23 protein-coding genes and 1 pseudogene are annotated in these 23,911 nt (G+C 71.3%); 14 read left to right on the top strand and 10 right to left on the bottom strand.

Annotated features, from left to right (window positions below):
* The first annotated feature begins 369 nt into the window (after nucleotides 1–369).
* From ACWENQ_RS44425 to narI, 5 genes are all read left to right on the top strand, one after another.
* Nucleotides 370–3,000, top strand: a complete 2,631-nt coding sequence (locus tag ACWENQ_RS44425) for a multicopper oxidase domain-containing protein (protein WP_452419583.1) — start codon at nucleotides 370–372, stop codon at nucleotides 2,998–3,000.
* Nucleotides 3,001–3,236: 236 nt separating this feature from the next.
* Nucleotides 3,237–6,866 (top strand): nitrate reductase subunit alpha, encoded by a 3,630-nt coding sequence (locus ACWENQ_RS44420; RefSeq protein ID WP_452419582.1) that lies wholly within the window; start codon nucleotides 3,237–3,239, stop codon nucleotides 6,864–6,866.
* Nucleotides 6,866–8,413, top strand: a complete 1,548-nt coding sequence (narH, locus tag ACWENQ_RS44415) for a nitrate reductase subunit beta (protein ID WP_449929808.1) — start codon at nucleotides 6,866–6,868, stop codon at nucleotides 8,411–8,413. The genes ACWENQ_RS44420 and narH overlap by 1 nt, the downstream gene beginning before the upstream one ends.
* Nucleotides 8,410–9,072 carry a nitrate reductase molybdenum cofactor assembly chaperone gene (gene narJ, locus ACWENQ_RS44410; RefSeq protein WP_452419581.1) on the top strand — a complete coding sequence of 221 codons (663 nt, stop codon included), beginning with the start codon at nucleotides 8,410–8,412 and terminating at the stop codon, nucleotides 9,070–9,072. The genes narH and narJ overlap by 4 nt, the downstream gene beginning before the upstream one ends.
* Entirely contained in the window at nucleotides 9,069–9,758 is a 690-nt protein-coding gene (gene narI, locus ACWENQ_RS44405; protein WP_452419580.1) for a respiratory nitrate reductase subunit gamma, read from the top strand. Before narJ ends, narI begins: the two co-directional genes overlap by 4 nt.
* A 339-nt stretch (nucleotides 9,759–10,097) precedes the next feature.
* Here narI and ACWENQ_RS44400 read toward each other — a convergent pair whose 3' ends face one another.
* The 3 genes from ACWENQ_RS44400 to ACWENQ_RS44390 form a co-directional block, all read right to left on the bottom strand.
* A complete protein-coding gene (locus ACWENQ_RS44400; RefSeq protein ID WP_449929802.1) occupies nucleotides 10,098–10,367 on the bottom strand; it encodes a hypothetical protein in 270 nt (89 codons plus the stop codon).
* Nucleotides 10,368–10,647: 280 nt separating this feature from the next.
* Nucleotides 10,648–12,066, bottom strand: a complete 1,419-nt coding sequence (locus tag ACWENQ_RS44395) for a nitronate monooxygenase (protein WP_452419579.1) — start codon at nucleotides 12,064–12,066, stop codon at nucleotides 10,648–10,650.
* Complete coding sequence (locus ACWENQ_RS44390) at nucleotides 12,059–12,544, bottom strand: hemerythrin domain-containing protein (protein WP_452419578.1); 486 nt, start codon at nucleotides 12,542–12,544, stop codon at nucleotides 12,059–12,061. Before ACWENQ_RS44390 ends, ACWENQ_RS44395 begins: the two co-directional genes overlap by 8 nt.
* A gap of 229 nt (nucleotides 12,545–12,773) precedes the next feature.
* Here ACWENQ_RS44390 and ACWENQ_RS44385 point away from each other — a divergent pair, with 229 nt between their 5' ends.
* The 4 genes from ACWENQ_RS44385 to ACWENQ_RS44370 all read left to right on the top strand — a co-directional run bounded on the left by ACWENQ_RS44385 (nucleotide 12,774) and on the right by ACWENQ_RS44370 (nucleotide 14,759).
* Nucleotides 12,774–13,097 (top strand): PadR family transcriptional regulator, encoded by a 324-nt coding sequence (locus ACWENQ_RS44385; RefSeq protein ID WP_452419577.1) that lies wholly within the window; start codon nucleotides 12,774–12,776, stop codon nucleotides 13,095–13,097.
* 37 nt (nucleotides 13,098–13,134) lie between these two features.
* Entirely contained in the window at nucleotides 13,135–13,608 is a 474-nt protein-coding gene (locus ACWENQ_RS44380) for a hypothetical protein (RefSeq protein WP_452419576.1), read from the top strand.
* A gap of 115 nt (nucleotides 13,609–13,723) precedes the next feature.
* Nucleotides 13,724–14,041, top strand: coding sequence for a hypothetical protein (locus tag ACWENQ_RS44375; RefSeq protein ID WP_452419575.1), 318 nt, complete (start codon nucleotides 13,724–13,726; stop codon nucleotides 14,039–14,041).
* Nucleotides 14,042–14,282: 241 nt separating this feature from the next.
* Entirely contained in the window at nucleotides 14,283–14,759 is a 477-nt protein-coding gene (locus ACWENQ_RS44370; protein WP_452419574.1) for a COG4315 family predicted lipoprotein, read from the top strand.
* 526 nt (nucleotides 14,760–15,285) lie between these two features.
* On the opposite strand, the gene ACWENQ_RS44365 is transcribed toward ACWENQ_RS44370, so the two are convergent.
* Entirely contained in the window at nucleotides 15,286–15,939 is a 654-nt protein-coding gene (locus ACWENQ_RS44365) for a hypothetical protein (protein ID WP_452419573.1), read from the bottom strand.
* Between the two features lie 176 nt (nucleotides 15,940–16,115).
* On the opposite strand from ACWENQ_RS44365, the gene ACWENQ_RS44360 reads away from it, so the two are divergent.
* From ACWENQ_RS44360 to ACWENQ_RS44340, 5 genes are all read left to right on the top strand, one after another.
* On the top strand, nucleotides 16,116–16,499 hold the full coding sequence (locus ACWENQ_RS44360) for a hypothetical protein (protein WP_449929793.1): 384 nt from the start codon (nucleotides 16,116–16,118) through the stop codon (nucleotides 16,497–16,499).
* Nucleotides 16,496–17,425 carry an NAD-dependent epimerase/dehydratase family protein gene (locus ACWENQ_RS44355; protein WP_449929791.1) on the top strand — a complete coding sequence of 310 codons (930 nt, stop codon included), beginning with the start codon at nucleotides 16,496–16,498 and terminating at the stop codon, nucleotides 17,423–17,425. Before ACWENQ_RS44360 ends, ACWENQ_RS44355 begins: the two co-directional genes overlap by 4 nt.
* A gap of 112 nt (nucleotides 17,426–17,537) precedes the next feature.
* Complete coding sequence (locus tag ACWENQ_RS44350; protein ID WP_452419572.1) at nucleotides 17,538–18,128, top strand: hypothetical protein; 591 nt, start codon at nucleotides 17,538–17,540, stop codon at nucleotides 18,126–18,128.
* A 42-nt stretch (nucleotides 18,129–18,170) separates the two neighbouring features.
* The gene (locus ACWENQ_RS44345; RefSeq protein WP_452419571.1) at nucleotides 18,171–19,160 is read left to right on the top strand and encodes a GlxA family transcriptional regulator; all 990 of its coding nucleotides are present in this window, start codon (nucleotides 18,171–18,173) and stop codon (nucleotides 19,158–19,160) included.
* 156 nt (nucleotides 19,161–19,316) lie between these two features.
* Nucleotides 19,317–19,760, top strand: a complete 444-nt coding sequence (locus ACWENQ_RS44340; RefSeq protein ID WP_452419570.1) for a hypothetical protein — start codon at nucleotides 19,317–19,319, stop codon at nucleotides 19,758–19,760.
* Nucleotides 19,761–20,090: 330 nt separating this feature from the next.
* Here ACWENQ_RS44340 and ACWENQ_RS44335 read toward each other — a convergent pair whose 3' ends face one another.
* The 6 genes and pseudogenes from ACWENQ_RS44335 to ACWENQ_RS44310 form a co-directional block, all read right to left on the bottom strand.
* The gene (locus ACWENQ_RS44335) at nucleotides 20,091–20,699 is read right to left on the bottom strand and encodes a hypothetical protein (protein WP_449929779.1); all 609 of its coding nucleotides are present in this window, start codon (nucleotides 20,697–20,699) and stop codon (nucleotides 20,091–20,093) included.
* Between the two features lie 114 nt (nucleotides 20,700–20,813).
* The gene (locus ACWENQ_RS44330; protein WP_452419569.1) at nucleotides 20,814–21,074 is read right to left on the bottom strand and encodes a hypothetical protein; all 261 of its coding nucleotides are present in this window, start codon (nucleotides 21,072–21,074) and stop codon (nucleotides 20,814–20,816) included.
* 69 nt (nucleotides 21,075–21,143) lie between these two features.
* Nucleotides 21,144–21,986, bottom strand: coding sequence for a hypothetical protein (locus tag ACWENQ_RS44325; RefSeq protein WP_452419568.1), 843 nt, complete (start codon nucleotides 21,984–21,986; stop codon nucleotides 21,144–21,146).
* A 54-nt stretch (nucleotides 21,987–22,040) separates the two neighbouring features.
* A pseudogene (locus ACWENQ_RS44320) lies at nucleotides 22,041–22,999 on the bottom strand (Tn3 family transposase).
* On the bottom strand, nucleotides 22,980–23,111 hold the full coding sequence (locus ACWENQ_RS44315) for a hypothetical protein (RefSeq protein ID WP_449929775.1): 132 nt from the start codon (nucleotides 23,109–23,111) through the stop codon (nucleotides 22,980–22,982). Before ACWENQ_RS44315 ends, ACWENQ_RS44320 begins: the two are co-directional and overlap by 20 nt.
* A 372-nt stretch (nucleotides 23,112–23,483) precedes the next feature.
* Nucleotides 23,484–23,636: a hypothetical protein gene (locus ACWENQ_RS44310; protein WP_449929773.1), complete on the bottom strand. Its 153-nt coding sequence runs from the start codon at nucleotides 23,634–23,636 to the stop codon at nucleotides 23,484–23,486.
* Nucleotides 23,637–23,911 lie beyond the last annotated feature (275 nt).

Below are 23,911 nucleotides of genomic sequence, written 5' to 3'. Positions count from 1 at the left end.
ATGGCCGCCTGCCCTTGCGGCCGCCTCTGTCGAGAGCACACACATTGCACGCGAAGGACGTCGCACCGGCCTAGGGACCAAGGTCCCTGTTCGCCGGACCGAGCGTCCCTCGAGAAACGGCGGGGAACTCAGGAGGGACTTTGGTCCCGCGCTTCGTGGACTTTCGCCCGCCCTCCGGCCCAGCGCCGTTGCCTAGCCTGACGACGACCGTTGGACGAGGCCGGCATGGTTCCGGCTTGCCGCGCCGCGACCGCGGCGCGTCCGGCCTGCCCGAAGCGGTCCGCCGTGCTGCCGCGCGCAGGTGCCGCCGTTCGCCGGACACGTCGTGCCTCTCGTCGCGTCCTGGGCTCGGAGCGAAGGGAAGCCGGCATGCCACCCGTCGAGGTGATGATCGGTAAGAGGACGGACGGCGCGCCGCCGCGGCCGCGCGCGTCCTGGTATCTGCGGGCGAACGCGGTCGTGGTGGCCTGGTTGGGCTTGACCGTGGCCGCCGCCCTGGCCCAGCCGCAGCTGCCCGCGCCGCGCTGGCTGGTCGTCCACCTCTTCCTGCTGGGCGCGGTCAGCACAGCGATCCTCATCTGGAGCGAGCACTTCGCCGCGGCGATCCTCCGCGCCCCGGCGCCGGGCCGGCGCGGCAGCCTCATCCGGCTGGGCACGCTGAACGCCGCCACCGTGGCGGTCCTGGCCGGCGTGTCCGTCGGACCGTGGCCGGTGGCAGCGGCCGGGGCCGTGGCGGTCGTGGCGGTGGTCGTCTGGCATGCGATGGTGCTGGCCGGGATGACCAGGCGGGCGCTGTCGGGGCAGCTCGGCCACATCATCGGCTGGTATCTGGCCGCCATGGGCGCTCTGGCGGTGGGCGGAACGCTGGGCGGCCTGCTGGCCGCCCACGTCGGGCACGGCGTACTCCACGAGCGGCTGCACGCCGCCCACGCGCAGATGAACCTGCTCGGCTGGGTGGCTCTCACGGTGCTCGGCACGCTGTTCATGCTGTGGCCGACGCTCCTGCGCACCCGCCTGTCCGTGCTGACGCGACGCTGCTCGCGCATCGCCCTGTGGCTGGCCGTCGCGGGTCTGGTGCTGACGTTGTCGGGCCTGCTGCTGGGGCTGCGGTGGGTGGCGGTGGCCGGACTGGCGGTGTACCTCGCCGCCGTGGGTGTCGCGCTCATCCCTCTGGCCGAGACGGTACGGCGGCGCCGCCCGCACACGGGGGCGGCCTGGACGGTGGGCGCGGGGGTGGCGTGGTTCGGCGTCGCACTGGTCGTCGACCTCGTCCTCGTCGTCATGCACGGTCCCGACGATCTCGCGCCCGCCCTGGAGCCGCTGCTGCCGCTGATGCTCGCCGGATTCCTCCCGCAGGTGCTGCTCGGCTCACTGATGCACCTGCTGCCGGCCGTGCTCGGGGGCGGGCCGGTCCGCTTCAAGGAGAACGCCGACCTGTTGGCCAGGGGCTGGCGGTACCGGCTGGTCTCCACCACCCTCGGCGTGGCGCTGTTGGCTCTGCCGGTTCCCGCCTTCTTCGACGTGGCGGGCTGGGCCCTCGTCCTCGCACCCGTCGCCGCGTTCGTCATGCTGGCCGTGACGGCGTTCGTGCGGGCGCGCCACCGGGAGGGGCGAAGCCGGGCCACACCGCTGGGCGTGGCCGTCGGCTGCCTGCTGACGGCGGCGGCCGTGGCGGTGGCGATGTCAGGAGGCGCCACCACGCCCCAGCGCCAGGTCGTTCCCGGGGCCGCGCGGACGGTGGAGGTGACGTTGTCGGGCATGCGGGTGCGGCCGGCCGTCATCACCGCCGCCCCGGGCACGGTGCTGACGCTGCGTGTCACCAACGCCGACGCCCAGCGCCATGACCTGCGGCTGTCCACGGGTGAGAGCACGCCGATGCTCCGGCGGGGACAGACCGCCGTGCTCCGGCTGACCCCGCTGGCGGCGGCGGTGGAGGGCTGGTGCACCGTCGCCGGGCATCGGGCGGCGGGCATGACCATGCGCATCGAGCCGACCCCCGATGTGGCCGGCGGACCGGGCGGCGAAGGCCGCGCCGGACCCGACGGCACCGGGCACGACGGCACCGGGCACCAGCAGGCCACCGGGCAGCCAGGTGGCGGGCAGTCAGGTGGCAGGCAGGGCGCGGCTTCCCTGGATCCGGCCGCGCCGACGTCGCAGGACTGGAAGCCGTACGACGCCGTGTTGCCGCCCGCGCGGGGCGGGAGGGAGCACCAGGTCGAGATCCGGGTGAAGGAGACCGATCTGGAGGTCGCGCCGGGCGTGCGCCGCAGGATGTGGACGTTCAACGGCACGGTTCCCGGCCCGGTGCTGCGCGGCAAGGTCGGCGACACCTTCGTCGTCACGTTCGTCAACGACGGGCTCATCGGACACGGGATCGACTTCCATGCCGGGGCACTGGCTCCCGACGGACCGATGCGCACCATCGACCCGGGAGAGCGGCTGACCTACCGCTTCCGTGCCGACCGGGCGGGCGCCTGGCTGTACCACTGCTCCACCATGCCGATGAGCCAGCACATCGCCCACGGCATGTACGGCGCCGTCATCATCGACCCGCCGGGCCTGCCGCGGGTCGACCGGGAGTTCCTGTTCGTCCAGGGCGAGCTGTACCTCGGCCGGCCCGGAGACGCAGCCCAGGCGGCCAAGATCCGGGACGTGCGGCCCGACGGCTGGATGTTCAACGGCACCGCCGCCGGATACGACCACGCCCCCGTCAAGGCCAGGGCCGGGGAGCGGGTGCGGGCCTGGGTGGTGGCGGCGGGCCCGACTTCCGGAACCGCTTTCCACGTGGTGGGCGTGCCGTTCGACACGGTCTACAAGGAGGGCGCCTACCTGCTGCGCAAGGGCGACCCTGGCGGGGCCCAGGTGCTGGACCTGGCCCCCGCGCAGGGCGGCTTCGCCGAGTGGGTGTTCCCGGAGCCGGGCCACTATCCCTTCGTGGACCACGGGATGGTGCGGGCCGAGGCCGGCGCTCACGGGATCTTCTCGGTGGGCGCACGGTGACCCGGTGGCCGGTCGCCCGCCGGCCACGTGATCCGTGGCCCGTCAGGTGACATTCCGCACCACCGCCGCCAGCTCGACCCGCGTCAGGCCGATCGGACGTGCGGAAAGGGACTTTGGTCCCTGCCGTCACGTCCTCGACCACCGGAACCCTTGAGCATGCCTGTTGCTCTTCGCGATGAGGATGATCCATGACCACAAAGCCCGATGGCGTACCTCGTATCGGCAGCGTCCCCGGCATGGGACCGTTGCTCGCCGCCCGCACGTTCTTCACCAAGGCCGAGGTGTCGGCCGACGGGCGCACCCTGCACCAGATAGACCCCAGCGCGTGGGACCGCTTCTACCGCGACCGCTGGGCCCACGACAAGGTGGTGCGGTCCACGCATGGCGTGAACTGCACCGGCTCGTGCTCGTGGAACGTGTTCGTCAAGGACGGGTTGATCACCTGGGAGCACCAGGCGACCGACTACCCGTCGGTGGGGCCGGACTCGCCGGAGTACGAGCCGCGCGGTTGCCCCCGTGGCGCGTCGTTCTCCTGGTACACCTATTCACCCTCGCGCGTGCGCTACCCCTACGTGCGCGGGGTGCTGCTGGAGATGTGGCGCGAGGCCAAGGCCAGGCTCGGCGACCCCGTGCTGGCGTGGGCCGAGCTGACCGGCGACCCGGACCGGGCGCGCGCCTACAAGCGGGCCAGAGGCAAGGGCGGCTTCATCCGCTCCACCTGGGACGAAGTGCTCGAGCTGATGGCCGCCGCGCACGTGCACACCATCAAGGAGTACGGCCCCGACCGCGTGGCCGGCTTCTCGCCGATCCCTGCCATGTCCATGGCGTCGTTCGCGGCCGGCACGCGGTTCCTGTCCATGATCGGCGGGACGCTGCTGTCGTTCTACGACTGGTACGCCGACCTGCCCATCGCCTCCCCGCAGGTCTGGGGCGACCAGACAGACGTTCCCGAAGCCGCGGACTGGTGGAACACCCGCTACCTGATCATGTGGGGGTCCAACATCCCGGTCACCCGCACCCCGGACGCCCACTTCATGACAGAGGCGCGCTATCAGGGCACGAAGGTGGTCGCGGTCAGTCCCGACTACGCCGACAACGTCAAGTTCGCCGACGACTGGCTGGCCCCGCACCCCGGCACCGACGGGGCGCTGGCCATGGCCATGGGGCACGTGGTGCTGACCGAGTTCTTCCGTGACCGGCAGGTGCCGTACTTCACCGACTACGTCCGCAAGTACACCGACCTGCCGTTCCTGGTGACGCTGGAGCGCCGCGGCCACGCGTACGTGCCGCGCCGCTTCCTCACCGCCGCCGACCTGGGCGAGCAGAGCGAGAACGCCGAGTTCAAGACCGTCTTCCTCGACGACGAGACCGGTGAGACCGTCGTGCCGAACGGCTCGCTGGGCTTCCGGTGGGGCCAGGAGGGCGAGGGCCGCTGGAACCTCGGCCTGGACGGCAAGCAGCCGGTGTTGAGCCTGATCGATCGCAGCACCCAGGCGGTGCCGGTGGACCTGCCCCGCTTCGACGAGGGCGCCACCGAGGGCGGCTCGGTGATGCGCCGCGGCGTGCCGGCGACCGAGGTCGGCGGCCTGCTGGTCACCACCGTCTTCGACCTGCTCATGGCCCAGTACGGCGTGGCGCGCGACCTGCCGGGCGAGTGGCCGGAGTCCTACGAGGACGCGGCCCAGCCGTACACTCCCGCCTGGGCGGAGGAGATCACCTCGGTCCCCGCCGCCACGATCGCCAGGATCGCCAGGGAGTTCGCCCGCAACGCCGAGCGCACGGACGGCCGGTCCATGATCGCGATGGGCGCGGGGACCAACCACTGGTTCCATTCCGACCAGATCTACCGGTCCTTCCTCACGCTGGTGCTGCTGACCGGCTGCCAGGGAGTCAACGGCGGCGGCTGGGCGCACTACGTCGGCCAGGAGAAGGTGCGCCCGGTGACGGGCTTCCAGCACCTGGCCTTCGCCTTCGACTGGCAGCGGCCGACCCGGCACATGGCCGGCACGGCGTTCTGGTACCTGGCCACCGACCAGTGGCGCTACGAGCGCATCAAGGCCGACGAGCTGGCCAGCCCGCTGGGGTCGGGGATGTTCGCCGGCAGGTCCTTCGCCGACTGCAACGCCCAGGCGGCGCGGCTGGGCTGGCTGCCCTCGCACCCCACGTTCAACCGCAACCCGCTCGAGCTGGCCGACGAGGCCGCGGCGGCCGGTCTGCCGGTGGCCGAGTACGTGGTCAACGAGCTGAAGGCGGGCCGGCTGCGGTTCGCCGCCGAGGACCCGGATGATCCGGCCAACTTCCCGCGCGTGCTGACGGTGTGGCGGGCCAACCTGCTCGGCTCCTCGGGCAAGGGCAACGAGTACTTCCTGCGGCACCTGCTCGGCACCGACGCCGAGACCCGCAACGAGGAGACCCCGGAGGGCCTGCGGCCCGCCGAGGTGACCTGGCGGCAGGAGGCCACCGAGGGCAAGCTCGACCTGCTCACCACGATCGACTTCCGGATGACCTCGACCGCGCTGTTCGCGGACGTGGTGCTGCCCGCGGCGACGTGGTACGAGAAGCACGACCTGTCCACCACGGACATGCACCCCTTCATCCACGCCTTCAACCCCGCGATCGCGCCGCCGTGGCAGACCCGCAGCGACTACGACGCCTTCCTGACGCTGGCCGACCGCTTCTCCGAGCTGGCCGCCGGGCACCTCGGGCGGCGCACCGACGTGCTTGCCGTACCCCTGACGCACGACACCCCGGACGAGCTGGCCCAGCCGGGCGGGCGGGTGCGTGACTGGAAGTACGGCGAGTGCGAGCCGGTCCCCGGGCGGACGATGCCGAAGATCGTCACGGTCGAGCGCGACTACGCGGCCGTGGCCCAGCGGGTGCGGTCCGTGGGGCCGCTGTTCGCCGAGCTGGGCCTGACGACCAAGGGCATCACCTACCGGGTCGACCCCGAACTGACCTACCTGCGCAGCCAGAACGGCGTCACCCCGGAGGGGCGGATCTCGCTGGCCACGGCCGAGCGGCTGTGCGAGGCGATCCTCGCCCTGTCGGGCACCACCAACGGCCGGCTCGCCACGCAGGGCTTCGAGACGCTGGAGCGGCGCACCGGCACGCGGCTGGCCGACCTGGCGGCCGAGCACGAGGGCAAGCGGATCACCTTCGCCGACACCCGGTCGCGCCCGCAGCCGGTCATCACCTCCCCCGAATGGTCGGGTTCGGAGACCGGCGGGCGCCGCTACTCGGCCTTCGTCGTCAACGTCGAGCGCGACAAGCCCTGGCACACCCTCACCGGACGTCAGCAGTTCTTCCTCGACCACGACTGGATCACCGAGCTGGGCGAGCAGCTGCCCGCCTACCGCCCGCCGCTCAACATGCACCGCCACTACGGCGAGCAGGGCGACGGCGGCGCGGCCGAGGTCACCGTCCGCTACCTGACCCCGCACTCCAAGTGGTCCATCCACTCCGAATACCAGGACAACGCCTACATGCTGGCGCTCTCGCGCGGCGGGCCCACCATCTGGATGAGCGTGGCCGACGCCGCGGCGATCGGCGTCGCGGACAACGACTGGATCGAGGCCTACAACCGCAACGGCGTGGTCGTCGCCCGCGCCGTCGTCTCCCACCGCATGCCCACCGGGACCGTGTACATGTACCACGCCAAGGACCGCAACGTGAACGTGCCGCTGACGGAGAAGTCGGGACGGCGCGGCGGCGTCCACAACTCGCTGACCCGCCTGCTGCTCAAGCCCAGCCACCTCATCGGCGGCTACGCCCAGTTCACCTACGCCTTCAACTACTACGGCCCGACCGGCAACCAGCGTGACGAGATCACAGTGATCCGCCGCCGCGGCCAGGAGGTGACCTACTGATGCGCGTCCTCACCCAGGTGGCCATGGTGATGAACCTGGACAAGTGCATCGGCTGCCACACCTGCTCCGTCACCTGCAAGCAGACCTGGACCAACCGCGACGGCGTGGAGTACGTCTGGTTCAACAACGTCGAGACCAAGCCCGGCGTCGGCTACCCCAAGCGGTACGAGGACCAGGACCGCTGGAAGGGCGGCTGGCGGCTCGACCGCCGCGGACGGCTCGAACTGCGCGCCGGCGGCCGGATCAGGCGGCTCGTCAACCTGTTCGCCAACCCCGACCTGCCGAGCCTCGACGACTACTACGAGCCGGCCACCTACGACTACGACACCCTCGTCAACGCCCCCGCCGGGCCGCACACCCCGGTGATCCGCCCCAAGTCCGCCGTCACCGGGCAGGACATGGCCATCACGTGGGGCGCCAACTGGGAGGACGACCTCGGCGGAGCCCCCGAGCACGCCCCGGCCGACCCCAACCTCGCCGCCATGACCGAGCGGGTGAAGATGGAGTTCGACAGGACCTTCATGTTCCACCTGCCGCGCATCTGCGAGCACTGCCTGAATCCGGCCTGCGTGTCCGCCTGCCCGTCGGGCGCGATGTACAAGCGGGAGGAGGACGGCATCGTCCTGGTGGACCAGGACCGCTGCCGCGGCTGGCGCATGTGCGTCTCGTCCTGCCCCTACAAGAAGGTCTACGTCAACCACAAGACCGGCAAGGCCGAGAAGTGCACCTTCTGCTTCCCCCGGATCGAGGCCGGCCAGCCGACCGTGTGCGCCGAGACCTGCGTCGGACGGCTGCGCTACATCGGCCTGATCCTCTACGACGCCGACGCCGTCCTGGAGGCGGCCGGCGTCCCCGACCCGAAGGACCTGCTGGAGGCCCAGCGCCGGGTCTTCCTCGACCCCCACGACCCCGACGTGATCGCGGCCGCCCGGGCCTCGGGGATGAGCGAGGACTGGATCGCCGCCGCGCAGCGCTCGCCCATCTACGAGCTGGCCATGCGGTACCGCGTGGCGCTGCCCCTCCATCCGGAGTACCGGACGCTGCCCATGGTCTGGTACATCCCGCCGCTGTCGCCCGTGCTCGACGCCGTGACCGGGATGGGAGCCGACGCCGACGACCCCGACAACGTCTTCCACGCCATCACCGACCTGCGCATCCCCCTGGAGTACCTGGCCGGCCTGTTCTCCGCCGGGGACACCGAGGTCGTGGCCGGGGTGCTGATGAAGCTGTCGGCCATGCGCGCCTACATGCGCGACCGCACCCTCGACGGCACCGTCGCCACCGACCTGCTGGAGGCCACCGGCATGACCGCGGCCGAGATGGAGGAGATGTACCGGCTGCTGGCCATCGCCAAGTACGACGATCGCTACGTGGTGCCCGCCGCCCACCGCGAGGACGCCGCCGCCCTGTCGGCCCAGGCCGACGGCTGCAGCCTCGACGTCGAGGGCGGGCCTGGCATGAACGACTTCCACCCCACCGGCGTGACCGGCCGCCGCTCCGACGGGCGCATGGCGCTCAAGCTCTTCGTCAGGAAGGAACCCACGTGAAACTGCTGTCACGCCGCCCGGCGCCGGTCGCCCAGGACCGCGCGACGCTGCTGCGGCTGGTCTCGCTGCTCCTGCAGTACCCCGACGAGCAGCTGCTCGCCGCCCGCGCCGACCTGCGGCAGGCCGTCACCGCGCTCCCGGCCTCCCCCTCACGCGAGGCGCTCGCCGAGTTCACGACCTGGTACGGCGAGGCCGACCCGGCAGCCCTGGCACGCGCCTACGTCGAGACCTTCGACCTGCGCCGCAGGTCCAGCCTCTACCTCACCTACTACCTGCACGGCGACACCCGCCGCCGCGGCATGGCCCTGCTGACGCTCAAGCAGCGCTACCGCGTCTCCGGGCTCACCCCGCCCGACGACGAGCTGCCCGACTTCCTGCCCCTGGTGTGCGAGTTCGCCGCCCTGGCCGGACCCTCGACCGGTGAAGCGCCGCTGCGCCAGCACCGCAAGGGCCTCGAGCTGATCCGCACGGCGCTGCACGAGGCGGCTTCGCCGTACGCGCTGGTGATGGACGCGCTCTGCGCGATCCTGCCCGGCCTGACGGCGGCCGAGCGGTCCGCCGTCGCCGACCTCGCCCTGGCCGGACCGCCCGACGAGGAGGTCGGCCTGGCCCCCTTCGCCCCACCCGAGTACCTCACCGGAACGGAGGTGCGGCCGTGAGCGTCGCGCTCTGGGTCGTCATCCCCTACGTCGCCATCACGGTCTTCGTCGTCGGCCACGTCTGGCGCTGGCGCACCGACCAGTTCGGCTGGACCACCCGCACCACCCAGGTGCTGGAGAGCAGGTTGTTGCGGCTCGGCTCGCCGCTGTTCCACCTCGGCATGTTCGCCGTCATCGGCGGGCACGTCGTGGGCCTGCTGGTGCCCAAGAGCTGGACCGAGGCGGTCGGCGTCTCCGAGCATCTCTACCACGTGGTGGCGATCGCCGCGGGGACGGCCGCCGGGGTGATGGTCATGGCGGGCCTGGGCCTGCTGCTGGCGCGCCGGTTCGTGAACCCCCGGGTACGGCGCACCACCACGCGGATGGACAAGGCCATGTTCGCCGCGTTCGCGGTGGTCATCGTGCTGGGCATGGCCGAGACGGTGGGGCGCAACCTGCTCGGCGGCGGGTACGACTACCGCGCCACCGTGGCCGTGTGGTTCAGGGGCATCCTGACGTTCCGGCCCGACTCGGAGATCATGGCCGGGGTGCCGTTGGTGTACCAGCTGCACGCCCTGGCCGCGTGGGTGTTCATCGCGATGTGGCCGTTCACCCGGCTGGTGCACGTGTGGTCGGCGCCCGTGGCCTATCTGTGGCGGCCGTACGTCGTCTATCGCCGCCGCCTGACCAGGCCCGCGCGGTCGTAGGTCCGCTTCAGGCTCTCGTCAGAGAGACCTGCCGGCGCAGGAGGGTGCCGCCGTCCTGGCGTGGTTCGACGGTGAAGCGCCCTCCCAGCCGCTCGGCCCGGTCCCGCAGATTCCGCAGGCCGCTCCACCGGCCCTTCCAGGCGCAGGTCCGGACGGTGTCGTCCGGTGCCGGACAGGGTGGGTGCTCTGGATCGGCTCCGACCGGCCGTCGAGACGCTCCCCGGGGGAAGCCGGAGGAGCCGGGATGCCGGCCGGCTGGGCAGCGGCCGAGGTGAACGACGAAACGCCCGCCCAGGCTGGATCAGCCATCGGGGCGGGCATCCGGCCGCGTCGGGTCCGTCAACCGTGATGTCGCAGATCGTCCTGGTAGGGGAAGCTGCCCGGCTGGTAGGAGCACCACGGCTCCTCGCCGAACACGTCACCTCCCGACGCGTAGGCGCGTGACCGGGAACCACCGCAGATCAGCCTGAACTCGCAGGCACCGCAGCGTCCCGTCAGCCGGCTCGGATCGCGCAGCGCGAGGAAGAGCGGCGACGTCCGGTAGATGTCGGCCGGCGGCCGCTCCCGCACGTCGCCCGCCGGCAGGGGAAGGAAACCCGACGGATGCACGGTCCCGGTATGGGAGACGAACACGAAGCCGCGACCGGCGTTGACGTCGATCGGCGGACGGCGGACACGCCGCTCCCCGATGAGCCCGGCCCTTCCCGCCGAGCTGCGCAGGCCGACATCGTGCGGAGGAACACGCCGTCGTAGCCGCGGAAGTCGTCGTGCCGCCGCGGTGTGGCGCCGTCGAGGCTGAGCGAGATCGCCGCGGCACCCGCGTGATGGAGCCGGGCCAGGTTCCCGGCCGTCAGCGCGGGCGTGGCCGAAGGGGAGACGGCGGGCGCCGTCATGCCGGCACTCCCAGCAGGATGCGGTCCACCACGTCCGCGGCCGAATGATCCGCGGGCAGGCCGTCCAGGAAGCCGACGTCCTGGCCGAGGGTCACCAGCGCGGGCTCGACGTAGCCGTCGGCGCGCTGCTGGCCCAGGCCGATGGCGGCCAGCAGGCCGTTGCACAGGCACCGCCGGTCGGCCGCCTCCTGCTCAGGCCGTCCCTTGCGGACGTAGGTCTCGACCGGCTCGGCCGGGCAGCGGTAGCCGACGGCGCCATCGGGCCTGGTGTACGGCACGCGGAGGTAGCCCAGGTCGCACAGCCGCGGCCGGGCGGCATGGACGTCCGGGTCGGACAGGGTGCCCGGCAGGTCGGCGACCTTGAACGGGAAGCCGGTCGGCGAGGCTCTTGGGTCGTTGCGCACCGTCAGGTCGCCCTCGGCGATGCGGCGCAGCAGCAGGCGCCGCAGGTTCGGGTCGAGGCCCGACTCGCGGCAGAGCGCGAAGGCCGAACCCACCTGGACCCCGGCGGCTCCCGCCGCCCGCGCCCGCGCCAGCCCGTCCGGCGTGCCGTACCCGCCGGCCAGCCAGAACGGCAGGCCCAGCGCGGCGACCTTGGCGGTGTCGGCCTCGTCGCGCGGGCCGTACACGGGCTCGCCGGCCGCGTCGAGCCGCATCGGCCCTCGGGGTGGCGCGCTGTGCCCGCCCGCCACGGCCGACTCCAGCACGAAGCCGTCCGGCCGGGTCCGCGGTGACCGCGCCAGGTAGGCGGCCAGGACGTGCGAGGAGACGATCGCGAGCAGCCGGGGACGCCGGAGCGCGGGAAGGCCGCGGCCGAGCAGCCGTTCCGGGTCGAGACCCACCGAGTGCCGCGTGTCCTCCGCGCCCGCCACGGTCACCGAGATCCCGGCCGGCCGATGTGCCGCGAGAGCGTCGAGGAGGCCCGGGATCTCCGCGGGAATCCCCGCGCCCATCAGGACGTGGTCCACACCGGCGAGCATCGCGCCGTAGACGGCCGCGGGCGTGGCCAGCTGGATCTTCTCCAGGTAGTTGATCCCGACCTGACCGTCGTGCCCCTCCTTGGCCAGCAGGACCTCCACGTAGTTCGCCACCACGGTCAGCTCGTCCCGCGACCGGTTGCCGCGCAGCCCGAGCCGCGGGATGGGCCGGTACGGCACGCCGGCGCCCGAACCGCCCGGGACGAAGTAGCGGCCGAGGACCCGATCGGCGATCTCGGGCACCGGGAACGCGGCCAGCGCCCGACGCACGTGGCCGCCCGGGTCACCGAGCTGCAACCGCCTGGCCAGCGTGGCGTCCAGGGCGGTCCCCGAGACCACACCCAGCTGCCCGGTCCGCGCCACGGCCCGGGCCAGCCGCCATCCGGACACGCCGACGCCCATCCCGCCCTGGATGAGGACCGGCCGCGGCTCAGACACGCCCGCCCCGCACCTGGTCCGCCCACGCCAGCACGTCGAGGTCGCGTTCGACCACGGCGTCACGGGACGCCAGGATGTGCACCACGTCGTCCTCCGGCATGACCTCCGCCATGAGCGCCAGCCCGTCGGAGTCGCTGACGTGCCGCAGCAGCGCCCGCGTGAGCCTGATGCCCCGCTCGGTGTCCAGTTCGGCGGCTCGGGACACGTCGTTCAGCTCGCGCAGCTCCCGGATGGCGCCGTCGTGGTCGGTGAACAGCTTGGCCACGTGCTCCCGGCCGACGATGGGGACCAGGCCCGGATACATGGCCTCCTCCTCGTAGCGGAAGGACGGCCCCGCCGCGGCCGACACGCACGACACCAAGGTCCTGACCCGAGCCGTGTCCCCGGACCGGAAGGCGTCCACCAGCGACAGCAACAGATCGCGGAGCCGGCGGTGCTCGGCGCGGAAACTATGGGTGAAGTAATCGGTGATCGACACGGTGTCGCCCTTCGAATCTCCAGGCAGTGGACGGTTCCTGAGTCCACCACCGGTGCAGTCGACACTCCAGGGACAAAGGTCCCTAATCATCCGGGTCCGGGGTCCTTGACGGCCGACGCTGACGAGATCGAGGCGACGGTCCTGTCGGTGATCGAGGACGGCCCCGGCACCGGGAAGAGCGGAGCCCGGCCACGCCCACGTCCCCCACGCGGGAAATAGAGTGGCGATCATGCAGCCTCTGTCGAGGATCACACCGGCTACCGCGGACGTGGTCGAGGCCCTGATGGCCGACCTGGACGCACGCTGGGGGCTGGAGATCATCAAGGCGTCAGGTCGGGCCCCGGGCACCGTCTACCTCGTACTCGACCGGCTGGAGCGCAGCGGATGGGTGGTCTCCACCTGGGAGCCGGACTCCGCGCGGGAAGGGCCCCGCCGTCGCCTCTACCGGCTGACGGGGGACGCCCTGCCCGCCGCGCGTCGCGTCGTCGCCACGTACGCGACCGCGCGCCGGCCGATCGGCCAGAGCTTGCCTCAGCCGCAGCCGGGCGTCTGAGGTGGACGCGCTGAGCCGGGGCATCATCGTCACAGCCGTGGCCATCCTGCCCGGGAAGGCGCGGCGCGAGCGCTACCTCGAGCAGTGGCTCGCCGACGGTGAGGGGGCGGCGGAGCTGGGGATCAGCGCACTGTCCGTGGCGTTCGGGGCCGTCAAGGCCGCGGTGGCGATGAACCTGACCCGCCGCTCGGCCGTGGCGCTCGGACTCGCGGTCGTCCTGGTCGTCGGCGGGATCCGGCTGACGATGACCACGTCCAGATGGGTGCCCGGCGCCGCCATGGCCATGGCGGGCGTGGCGTTGCCGTTCCTGTTGCTGATCATCCGCAGGTTCACCGACCGCGACACGCTCGCAGACTGGGAGGACGCCCTGGCGGCCAGGCAGGCGCGCCTGTCGAAGCGGGCGTCCCCAGGCGCCGAGCCGGCCAGGAGACGGCTGTTCGCGCTGTTCCTGGGCGCCGCCCTGGTGGCCCTGGCCGTCCTGCTGCTCTACGTCATGGTCAGACGAACGTGACGGGACGCCTGGCCCTCGCCGACGCCGGCTCGACGCTGCCGTCACCTTGACGGACCTGCGCTCGTCCGACCCTGCGGTGGCGTCGCTGGAACGCATCCGATCACAGAGCGCGACCATGGACACACCTGTTCCGCAGGCGTTCGACGCGGTCCTGTGCACGCCCACCGCGACAACGGACGACACCACCCGCGCGTTCCTGTACGGCGGGCTGAGCGCCCTGATCCCGACCGACGAGGAGGGCCGCCGGATCGTGCTGGCCTATCAGGCGCACTACGTCCTCACGCTCACGCAGCCCGAACTCGCGCCGGAGGGGCTGACCTACGCCAACGCGCTCCGGGACTTCGTGGCGGAACGGATCCGGCAGGCCCACGAGGCGGGCCAGGTCACCGCGGCGAGGATCCGCACACGGAGGCCGCCATCCTCCTGGCGCTGATCACCGGACTGCAGTCCAGCGTGCTGGCCGGGCAGTACGCCGGTCAGACGGCCGTGGACCTGCTCACCGCCCATCTCGACCGGCTCTTCTCCCGGTGAGACGGCACGTCTCACCCAGATCCATGGCCGCCAGGCGCGGCACCGCCCGCCCGCGGCGTTGACCATTCCCGCGCCAGAGCTTTACGGCCGCCCGCCGGAGCCGTCCGGCTGAACCGGCGGGCGACCGGTTACGTTGTGCTTCCATGAGGAAACTACTCGTGCCGGCTGCCGCCCTCCTCGTGATCGCGGGCTGCGGCGGCACAGCCGAGCAACGCACCTCCGAGCAGGTCGCGGTCCACCCGGCCGTGGCCACGCCGATGCAACCGGCCGCGGTCCGCGTCACGTCGTCGAGCATCGGCAAGATCCTTGTCGACGACAAGGGCATGACGCTCTACATGTTCGAGAAGGACAAGGACGGCAAGCCCACCTGCTACGACGCGTGCGCCAAGGAGTGGCCGCCCTACCTGACCAAGGGCGAGCCCAAGGCCTCGGAAGGCGCCAAGGCCGACCTGCTCAAGACCGCCGACCGTACCGACGACGGCACCCAGGTCGTCTACGGCAAGTGGCCGCTCTACCGCTACCACGACGACAAGAAGCCCGGCGACGTGTACGGGCACGACAAGGAGGCGTTCGGCGCCGAGTGGTACGCCCTCAACGCCAAGGGCGAGAAGGCGCACTGACCGCACGCCGATGACGGGGCGCGGCCGGCCCGCGCCGCGGTCCACGACGGCCTCGCTCAGGCCGATCCTGCTGCCGACCCGCTCGATCCCGTCACCGATGTGGCTGAACTCGAGCCGGTCGTCGTGCAGACCGAACGTCGTCCGGACGCTCGTCGCGACAAGGACGCCCGCGGCCGAGCGCCGCCGGCTTCCCGCCGGGACTCGCCGGCCGTTCGCGCCGACGTGCGGAAGGGCGCCGCCGGGCCGCAGGTGGGGTCCTGCCAGAGGGGACGGCCCACGCCGCTCTCGCAGGGGACACGGGCATCGACACCGACCCGCTGCCGGCGTACGGCAGAGCGGCCTTCCCCGGGCTCGTCATCGGCTAGGCCGGGCTCGGCCGGACCGCGTGCGCGACGCGATGTCCCAGCTGCGCGTAGCGGTCCAACCGCATGGGCTCGGGTGCCGGGAAGCAGCGCCGTCCCGGTAAGAGTCAGGGGGGCTTGGGCGACGCGCGACCGGCGACTCCGCGGCCTGGAGGAGGCCGGCCTCACCCGCCCGAGCGCGCCCGGGAGCCGGTGGAGGCGGCCCTCCGCTTGGCGGAACCCCGCGCGGCGGTGGTCTTCGCCGTGCTCGCCTTCGCCACCTCGGCCTTCTCCCTGTCCGACATCCCTGTGTCGGCCTTTCCTGTGTCCGACTTCGCGATATCGGCCTTGCCTGTGTCGGCCTTCGCCGTCGTGGCCTTCGCCGTGGTGGTCTTCGGTGCTGCGGTCTTCGGCACCGTGGTCTTCGGTGCTGCGGTCCTCGGCACGGTGGTCTTCGGCGCGGTGGTGTCGGCGGTGCTCGTCGCGGTGGGCGGCAACGCCTTCACCTCGCGGTCCCGCTCCTCGCGCCTGCGCTGCGCGATCATCGTTCCGGCGCCGATCGCGGCCGCCACCGGCCACTCGAGCACGCCGAACGCCGCGAGCGCGCCCAGCGCGCCGTAGTAGGCGATGCGCTCGGGCGGAGGCAGGAACGTCCGGGCGACATCCACGGCATGACCGACCTCCTGGCGGCTGGGCAGTTCCAGATGCGGCAGCTCGATGTGCGGCATGGCCGGCATCCGCAGCGCCGGCCGGCGGACCTGGATGGTGACCAGCGGCAGGTCGAGCGTGAGCTCGCCGGACGGGCGCGCCTCAGACGGGCGAGTCTGGGTATCGGTCATGATTCCTCCCCGCATTGTCATGGCGTCTCCCCCACCCCGACCCGTGCCCAGTTTGTGCATAGATATCCGTTCAGCGCAGGTCCTGGTGATCTGTGATCCACATCACCGGCATGTCGTGTCACAGCCGCTCTCGTCCGGCCCGTCCTGTTCGTGGAAGCCCAACGAGAGGAACCATCGTGCGAGATCTCTTCATCAGGATCGCCATCGTCGTCTCGGCGGCGACGATGCTCGTCACCGGCATATGGATGCGCATCGACCCGGCCGGTTTCGCCGCCTGGGCCAACTGGCCCAACCACGTGCACTTCCTGCATGACGCCGGGGTGTTCCAGATGGGCATCGGCGTCATGATGCTCGCCGCCCTGTGGTGGCGGGACGTCATCGCCGTGGTGCTCACCGGGTTCGTCGTCGCCAACTCCTTCCACGCCGTCAACCACGCGCTGGACCTGAAGCTCGGCGGTGGCCGTCCCTCCGACTGGTGGGTCCTGGCGCTCTTCTCGGCCCTGGCCGGGATCGCGCTCGTCGCGCGCCTGCGCGCGCTGCGCAAGGGGGGTCAGGCATGAGAGTGCTGCTCGCCGGCGCCACCGGCACCCTCGGCACCGCACTGGTCGCCCAGCTTCGCGAGGCCGGCCACGACGTGCTCGGCATCACCAGGTCCGCCCGCGGCGCGACCAGGCTCGTCGCCGCCGGAGCCACGCCCGTCGTGGCCGACCTGATGGACGGCGACGCGCTCCTGGCCGCGGTCGGCGGGCTGCGGGCCGACGCGGTCATCCACCAGGCCACGGCCATCACCGGCATGCCGATGTTCCACCGGAACCTGCACGCCACCGACCGGCTGCGCGACCAGGGCACGGCCCACCTGCTGCGGGCCGCCCGGAAGGTCGGCGCGCACCGTTTCGTCACCCAGTCGTTCTTCCTCGGGTACGGCTACCGCGACCACGGCGAGGAGCCCGTCACCGAGGACCGCCCGTTCGCCGAGCCCGGCCAGGGCAGGGGCTTCGACGTGCACATGCGCTCGATGCGCGCCAACGAGGAACAGACCTTCTCCACCCCGGGCATCGAGGGCGTGGCGCTGCGCTACGGCATGTTCTACGGCCCGGAGGTCTCCACCTGGACGCTCATGGACATGGCCAGGAAGCGCCTGCTGCCGGCCGTCCGCCCCGCGGGGGTCGTCTCGCTGATCCACATCGGGGACGCGGCCTCGGCTGCCGTCGCCGCGCTGGAGCGGGGTACGGCGGGCCGGCCGTACAACATCGCCGATGACGAGCCGGTGGCCTTCGACACGTATGTCGGCGCGCTGGCCGAGGTCGCGGGCGCGGCGGCGCCGATGCGGCTGCCCGCGTGGATGCTGAGGGCGACCCCTTACATGCACGCGCTGATGGCCGGCACCCGCATCAGGATCTCCTCGGAGCGGGCCAAGCGTGAGCTGGGGTGGACGCCCGCCTACCCGACCTACCGCGAGGGACTGCCGACCTGCCGTAGGCCGTGAGACGGACCCCGGCAGGAAGGTTCCCCTGCCGGAAAGACCGGCATCCCAGGTTTTCGGACATGTGCCCGTCCGGTTCGGCGGCCGGGGCCGCGCGCCGGGGCACCGTGGACCCATGACTCGTCCTGCTCCGGTATCAGCCGGCAACGGCACGCACCCGCTGTCCCGTCTCGGCCAGATGGGGAGGGCCCTGGCCGCGCGCTGGCCGGCCTGGTTCGCCCTGGCCTTCGCCGCCGTGAACCTCGCCGACCTGAAGGACGGCCGCGAGCTCGCCGTGGTCGTCCTGCTGTCGGCGATGGTCTACCAGGCCTGCGCGCTGGCCGGCAGGCGCGGCGTCGCGTGGCCGGCTCTCGGCGTGCTGGTCGCGGTCCTGTTCGGGTTCGGGGTCCTCGACGGCGATCCGTGGCCGGTGCTGGTCGGCACCGCGCTCGTGCTCGCCGTGGGGTCTCTGCTGGCCGGCCGGTTCCGCGGCGCGCCGCCCGCCGGATGGCAGGTGCCGGCCATGCTCGCCTTCGGCGCGCTGGCGGTGACGGCCGAATACGTGGTGCCGGGCTCGGCGGGATACCTGGTGGCCGGCGCCCTGATCGCGCACGCCGTATGGGACTGGCACCACTGGCGGGCGAACGCCGTCGTGAGCAGGTCACTCGCCGAGTGGTGCGGCGTGCTCGACCTCACGCTGGGCGTGGGCATCCTGATCCTCCTGTGAGGGTGATGCCGGGAGGCCGGCGGGTCGACCTAGGGTGATCTCATGCGGGAACGTCCGATGGCGGTGGTGGCCTACGAGGATGCCGAGTTGCTCGACATCGCCTGCGTCACCACCACGTTGGCGATGGCGAACGTGATCGGCTCGTTACGGGAGCCGTACCGGACGGTGGTGGTCAGCCCGGGCGCCCGTCCCGTCGACTGCGCCACGGGCTTGACGCTGAACGCCCAGCAGGCACTGGAGAAGGTGACCGGGCCGCTCGACACGCTGTTCGTCTCCGGCGGCTGGGGGCACACCCGCGCCGCCGCGAACCCGGTGATCGTGGGCCACGTGCGCCGGTTGGCGGGCGTGAGCCGGCGCACCGCTTCGGTCTGCACCGGCGCGAGCATCCTGGCGGCCGCCGGGCTGCTGGACGGCAAGCGCGTCACCACGCACTGGCGTTTCGCGCGCGACCTCGCCGAGCGCAGCCCGAAGGCCGTCGTGGACCCCGCGCCGATCTACATCAGGGACGGCACCGTGGCCACGTCGGCGGGCATCACCAGCGCGCTGGACCTGACGCTGGCGCTGGTCGAGGAGGATCACGGGGCCGGCCTGGCCCGGCTGCTGGCCCGTGAGCTGGTGACCTACCTGCAGCGGCCGGGCAACCAGGCGCAGATGAGCATCTTCACCGAGGCGCCGCCGCCCGACCACGACGCGGTCAGGCGGGTCGTCGACCACGTGCACGCCAACGTGGGCGGCGATCTCAGCACGGCCGCGCTGGCGGCCGTCGCGAACGTCGGCGTGCGCCATCTGACGCGCCTGTTCATGGAGCACCTGGGCCAGGCGCCCGGGCAGTTCGTCCGCCGTGCCAGGATCGAGGCGGCCGCCCACCTCCTGGCCGAGACGTCGCTGCCGATGCCGGTCGTGGCCGCACGGTGTGGATTCGGCTCGGCGGAGTCACTGCGTCAGGCCTTCGTCGGCCGGTACGGCATCCCGCCCTCGCACTACCGGACAGCCCATTCACGCAGCCTGACGGGCCGGCACACCCCGTCCTGAGCATCGCCGGTACGGCAGGCGCGCTCACGCGTCCCACAGGCGGGGCCCGCACCCTCTCCAGGTGGTCCAGCCAGCACGGGGATCAGGGAGATCACCCCGCCCGACGTCGCGGTCCCCCGGCGTCTCGTCGCCCACGGCGCCGACCTGCCCGCCGAGTTGCAGCGGCGCAGGATCACCAGCGAGCCGGTCACGGCGGACGGCCTGACCGCCCCGGCGAGCGCGGTCCGCTCCGGCACGTCGACCTGCACCTGGTCGCCCTTCGGCTGGACGCTCTGGCACGACGACGGCGTGCCAGGCCTGCCGGCCAAGTCGTACAGCACGTTCGACTTCGGCGGCTTCAAACAGAGCATCGCCGAGAGCTACGTCGCCAACTGCACCCCGCAGAGCTCGTCGAGCAACCTCTGGGCCCGGCACCGGATCTACTACAGGAACATCCTCGGCAACTTCGTGAAGCACTTCGAGGGCCTGGTGCCGCCGGGGCACCACCAGGCCGTGGTGAAGTCGGGCGCGATCAAGCGGCACCGCACGGTCTCCTACGACGACGCCTGGAACGCCGACCCGTCCTGCGGCGGCGGCACCTGCGTCTACACCCGTGAGTGACGTTTCCGCAGCTAGAAGCTCGGCGGCCGCTTCTCGCGCAACGCGCGCACGCCCTCCTGCACGTCAGGCCCGGAGAACCCGAGGAACGGGAGCGGTTCTGGGCGCGGACCTTCGTGCTGGGCGCTCATGCCTGCTGGGCGCGCTGGTGGCGGCCGCCGCTTACGGTCAGATGAGCGGCCCCTGGCCGACGTTCATCATCGGCGTGGGCGCGCCCTCCGGATGTCTTCTCCACCATGATTGGCACCTCGCGGGCGCCCAGCAAGGCACGGCCACAGGTTTTGGCTCTGTTGCAAAGCCCGTCGGAAGCGGTGCGGTGGCTACGGCAGCGGGTCAGCTCACCCCGCCCACGATGGCCTTGCCCTCTCGTGCCGCCGCCGCGTAGAACGGCCCGAGGTCCTCGAACCCCTCATAAGCGCCGTCCGCCGCGTCCCGTCGAGCGGCGCCGAATCCCCATCCCTCGCCCATCAGGCCCTGCGCGATCGCCGTCACCTGGCCGGGATCGAGGACGAACGCCGGGCCGTAGTCGAACTCGTAGCCCTCCACGTCGTTCTCACCGGTCTCGCCGGTCGCCGCCGCGAGCCAGGGATAACACTCCCGCCACTGCGCACTCTCATGCTCGGCCTCGGCTCTGCTCTGTGCGACGGCATCGAGGGTTCGGTAGTCATCTCCGAACATATCGGCTTCATGATGGAAGCCGACGGGCGCCTGCCCGTCGTCGAAGAAGATCGCGCCGATCAGGTCGGGGTTCGCCCGAACGGATTCCAGCAGCTCGACATCGATCTTCGCCAGGTGCAACCACATCGACACGATCATGAATGATAGCGCAGGCGGGAGTGACGTTATGCCGGGCTGGCGTGGGCCGTGCTCGTCGGTATGCACCCAGGTGCGGGTGTAGCGCAGCCGCATGGCGAACGGCGTGCCCGCGAACGTACCTTCCAACGCATCGTTGTGCGGGAGTGCGCCCGGCTACCGTGATCGGTATGGGCTCTCCTCAGCCGTCAGACTGGGGATTTCGCTGTCCGTGGCGGCTGACCCTGCTCGAGAGGACTGCGTTCAGGGGAAGAGATTCGGCCAGTTGCCGCCGCGAGCCCGTACGTCCGCGGCCACCGCTTTCACCGACCGACCGTCGGTGTCAACGCGCAGATCACCTGCCCCGGCGCTGTCGAGCACCTTGGCCTCGAACGCCGCTCGTTCGGCGATACGGTGCAGGGTGTCCGAGTTCAGCCCTTTCAGCTCATCACCCGGTAGGGCCGGCCCGCCTCCCCGGCCACGCTGCGCGACGCGCTCAGCCAGCGTTTCTGGCCCCGCATGCAAGCGGCACACGGTCAAGGCGGTTCCGGGCAGCGACTCGGCGTAGCCGCGGACAATGTCGTCGGAGTCGGCTTACCCGGAGACGATCAGGCATTGGGCACCCGCCGCACGATATCCCGCCCAGATGGCCGCAAGGTTGCGGGCCTTGAGGCGATGGCTGTCCACGTCGTCGTCCGCGACGGGACGCAGCGCCCCGATCTGCTTCACATCGACATAGGCGGCACGCACGCCGGTCCGGTAGACCTGCATGAAAATCTCGTAGCCGACCGTCGACTTCCCAACCGCCGTAGCACCGCACAGCCACAGCACGGGTACCGGCACGGAAACGGGTGCGGCATCCACCGAGGTCGAGGGGTGCTGCGGGTCGACGACACTGTGGAACGTCGCGGCGGGGAGAATACCCGGCCATCCCCCCACACGCTCACAGACCAGCCGGGCCGCCTCGGACACCACTAAGCCGCCCGTATCCACGCACACGTCGGCGTAGTCGCTGCGTTCCAGGGCTTCCGCTTCAACGACCGCCTCCTCTACCAGATCCGGACGCCATCCCCGCGCGAGGAACCGTTCCTTGAGCTCAGCGCTATCGACGCGCAGCCGGCACACGGTGAACGTGGCCTCAGGAAGAAGGACGGTGTACTCACGAACCTCCTCGGGAGTGTCAACGAAGCCCGCAAGGATCAGACATTGCACCCCTTCCTGCCGGAAGTTCGGCCACATCGCAGCCAGATTCCGCGCGCGCAGGCGATGCGTCACGCCCTCTGGCATGGGGTAGCACAGACTGATCTGGTCAGCGTCGACAAACGCCGTCTTGACGCCGGCACGACTCAGCTGCGCAAACACCTCCCAGCCAACCGTGGACTTCCCGACTCCCGTAGGCCCCGACAGCCAGAGCAGCGGCAGAGAAACGTTGCTCATCCGCGCGACACTAGCGGGCCCCCGGTGGGTCGAGCGAGTGCATTTTTGCCGCTGTCAGGGGGCGGGTGAAGCTCCGAACAGGACACGCGGTTCCAGGTCCAGCCGGTTGGCGGGTGCCTGGTCGGCGGGCTGAGGTTGAGGGTCCGATTGCCGAACCGGCGGATGGTGTGGGTGATGTAGAGCGAGATGGTGGCCAGGTCGTCCAGGTCGACCGGATGGCCTTCGGCGGCCAGGGCGTTGGCGGCGTCGGTGAGGTCGCAGGTGTTGGAGTATTGGAGTAGATGACGCAGTTGGCGAGCAGCTCGTGAACTTGACGACCTTCTCGTGGTGGTCGGGGTCGTTGTGGCTGATCAGCTTGCCGCCGAACATGAGCCAGTCGGCGAAACCGTGGAAGGGCTCGGTGCGGTTGGTGATGGCGGCGATCTGCTCGCGCAGGGCCGGCTCGGACAGGTAGCGCAGCAGGGTGATGGTGCGGATGGCGCGGCCGAGCTCGCGGAAGGCGCGATACAGGCGGTTCTTGCGGGAGTGGTCGCCCAGGCGGCGCAGAAGCGTCACCGATGACAGCTTGTTCTCGCGGATCGAGATCGCGGTTCGCAGCAGGTCGCTCCAGTGGGTCTCGGCCAGCTTCCAGTCGACCGCCTCCGCCCCGAACAGGGAGTCGATGTGCTGGTAGTGGACCTGCTCATCCGGCTGATAGAAGACCAGGTCATGCCAGTTGCGGATGCGTGACAACAGGTCGAACCCGAGCAGGGCGCCGAGACCGAAGGGACAGTGTCGGGCTGGATGTCGGAGGCGTTCTTCAGCAGCCCATCGATCAAGTAGACCGCCTGCCACACCCCGCAGGGGATGAAGCGGGAGAACAGCGCGATGTAGGTGTTGGAGACGAGCCGGTAGGCGATGCCGCCATGGCCGCCGTAGCGGATGGAGGTCTCGGCCAGCAGGTTGTCCTCCCAGGTGCCGATCTGGGAGCCGTCGGCCGCGACCGTCTTCCCGTCACCCCAGCTTCCCGTCACCCCGGACGCCGGCGACGTCGAGCTGGTTGAGGGCGTTGATGACATCGACCGACGCGGCGTCGATTTTGCTGGCGGTGGTGTGCTTGTTGCCCGCCAGGCTCAGCTCGTGCACGCTGACCTGGCCCCGCATGTGCGCGGCGACCTGGGTGGGGCCAACAGGGTGCCGTGGGAGAAGGCGGTCAGCACATAGCGGCCCGTCGCGTCGCGGATCTTGGGATCAGAGCCCGAAGCCGGTCCGAAGTGGCGGTGCCATCTCAGCAGGTAGGCGGTGCGCGTGAGGATGTCCAGCAGCGCTCGCTGAGGCAGGCGCTCGTGGATCGCCGCGAACCACCCCCGCCGCGCGATGCCAAGGCCACAACCACGCCGAACTCGCGCCCGAGGCAGGCGACGGGCTCGGCTACCGCTACGACTTCGGTGACTGCTGGGAGAAGAGCATGCTCATGCGGCGGTGCTCGGGCTGATCGACGGCTTCCGGTCGAGCCGGTCATGACCAGATCGACCGGACCCGGTCGACGCTGATCACTGCCGTGGGCAGCGGCGCCACCGGCGGCCTGCCTGCCGTCCGCCATCTGCCGCGCGGGGCGACCTCGGCCAGGGGCGCGATGAGCATCGAGCCGGCGGAGACGCTCCAGAGCATCGCCCCGCCTCCGACCCCGCGCGGCAGGCGAGCCGGACGCCCTCACCACGTCCGGGATCATCCTGCTCGACCGGCCGCGAGCCGCGCCGGACGACGGCGACGAGGACGCGACGACGTGAAATCTTGGAAGGGTTTCTTATTGGGGCCGTCAGGCTACGCGGTTGCGTCGCGTTCTCTCGGCTAGGAGCTGTTTCTTAGATCTCCTGACGGTGAGCGCTGGTCTTGTCACTCTTGGCATATGGGTCGTGGTGATCTGACGAACGTCGAGTGGGCAC

The organism is Nonomuraea sp. NPDC004354 (assembly GCF_053602555.1).
This window is presented reverse-complemented; position numbering and strand designations above follow the sequence as displayed.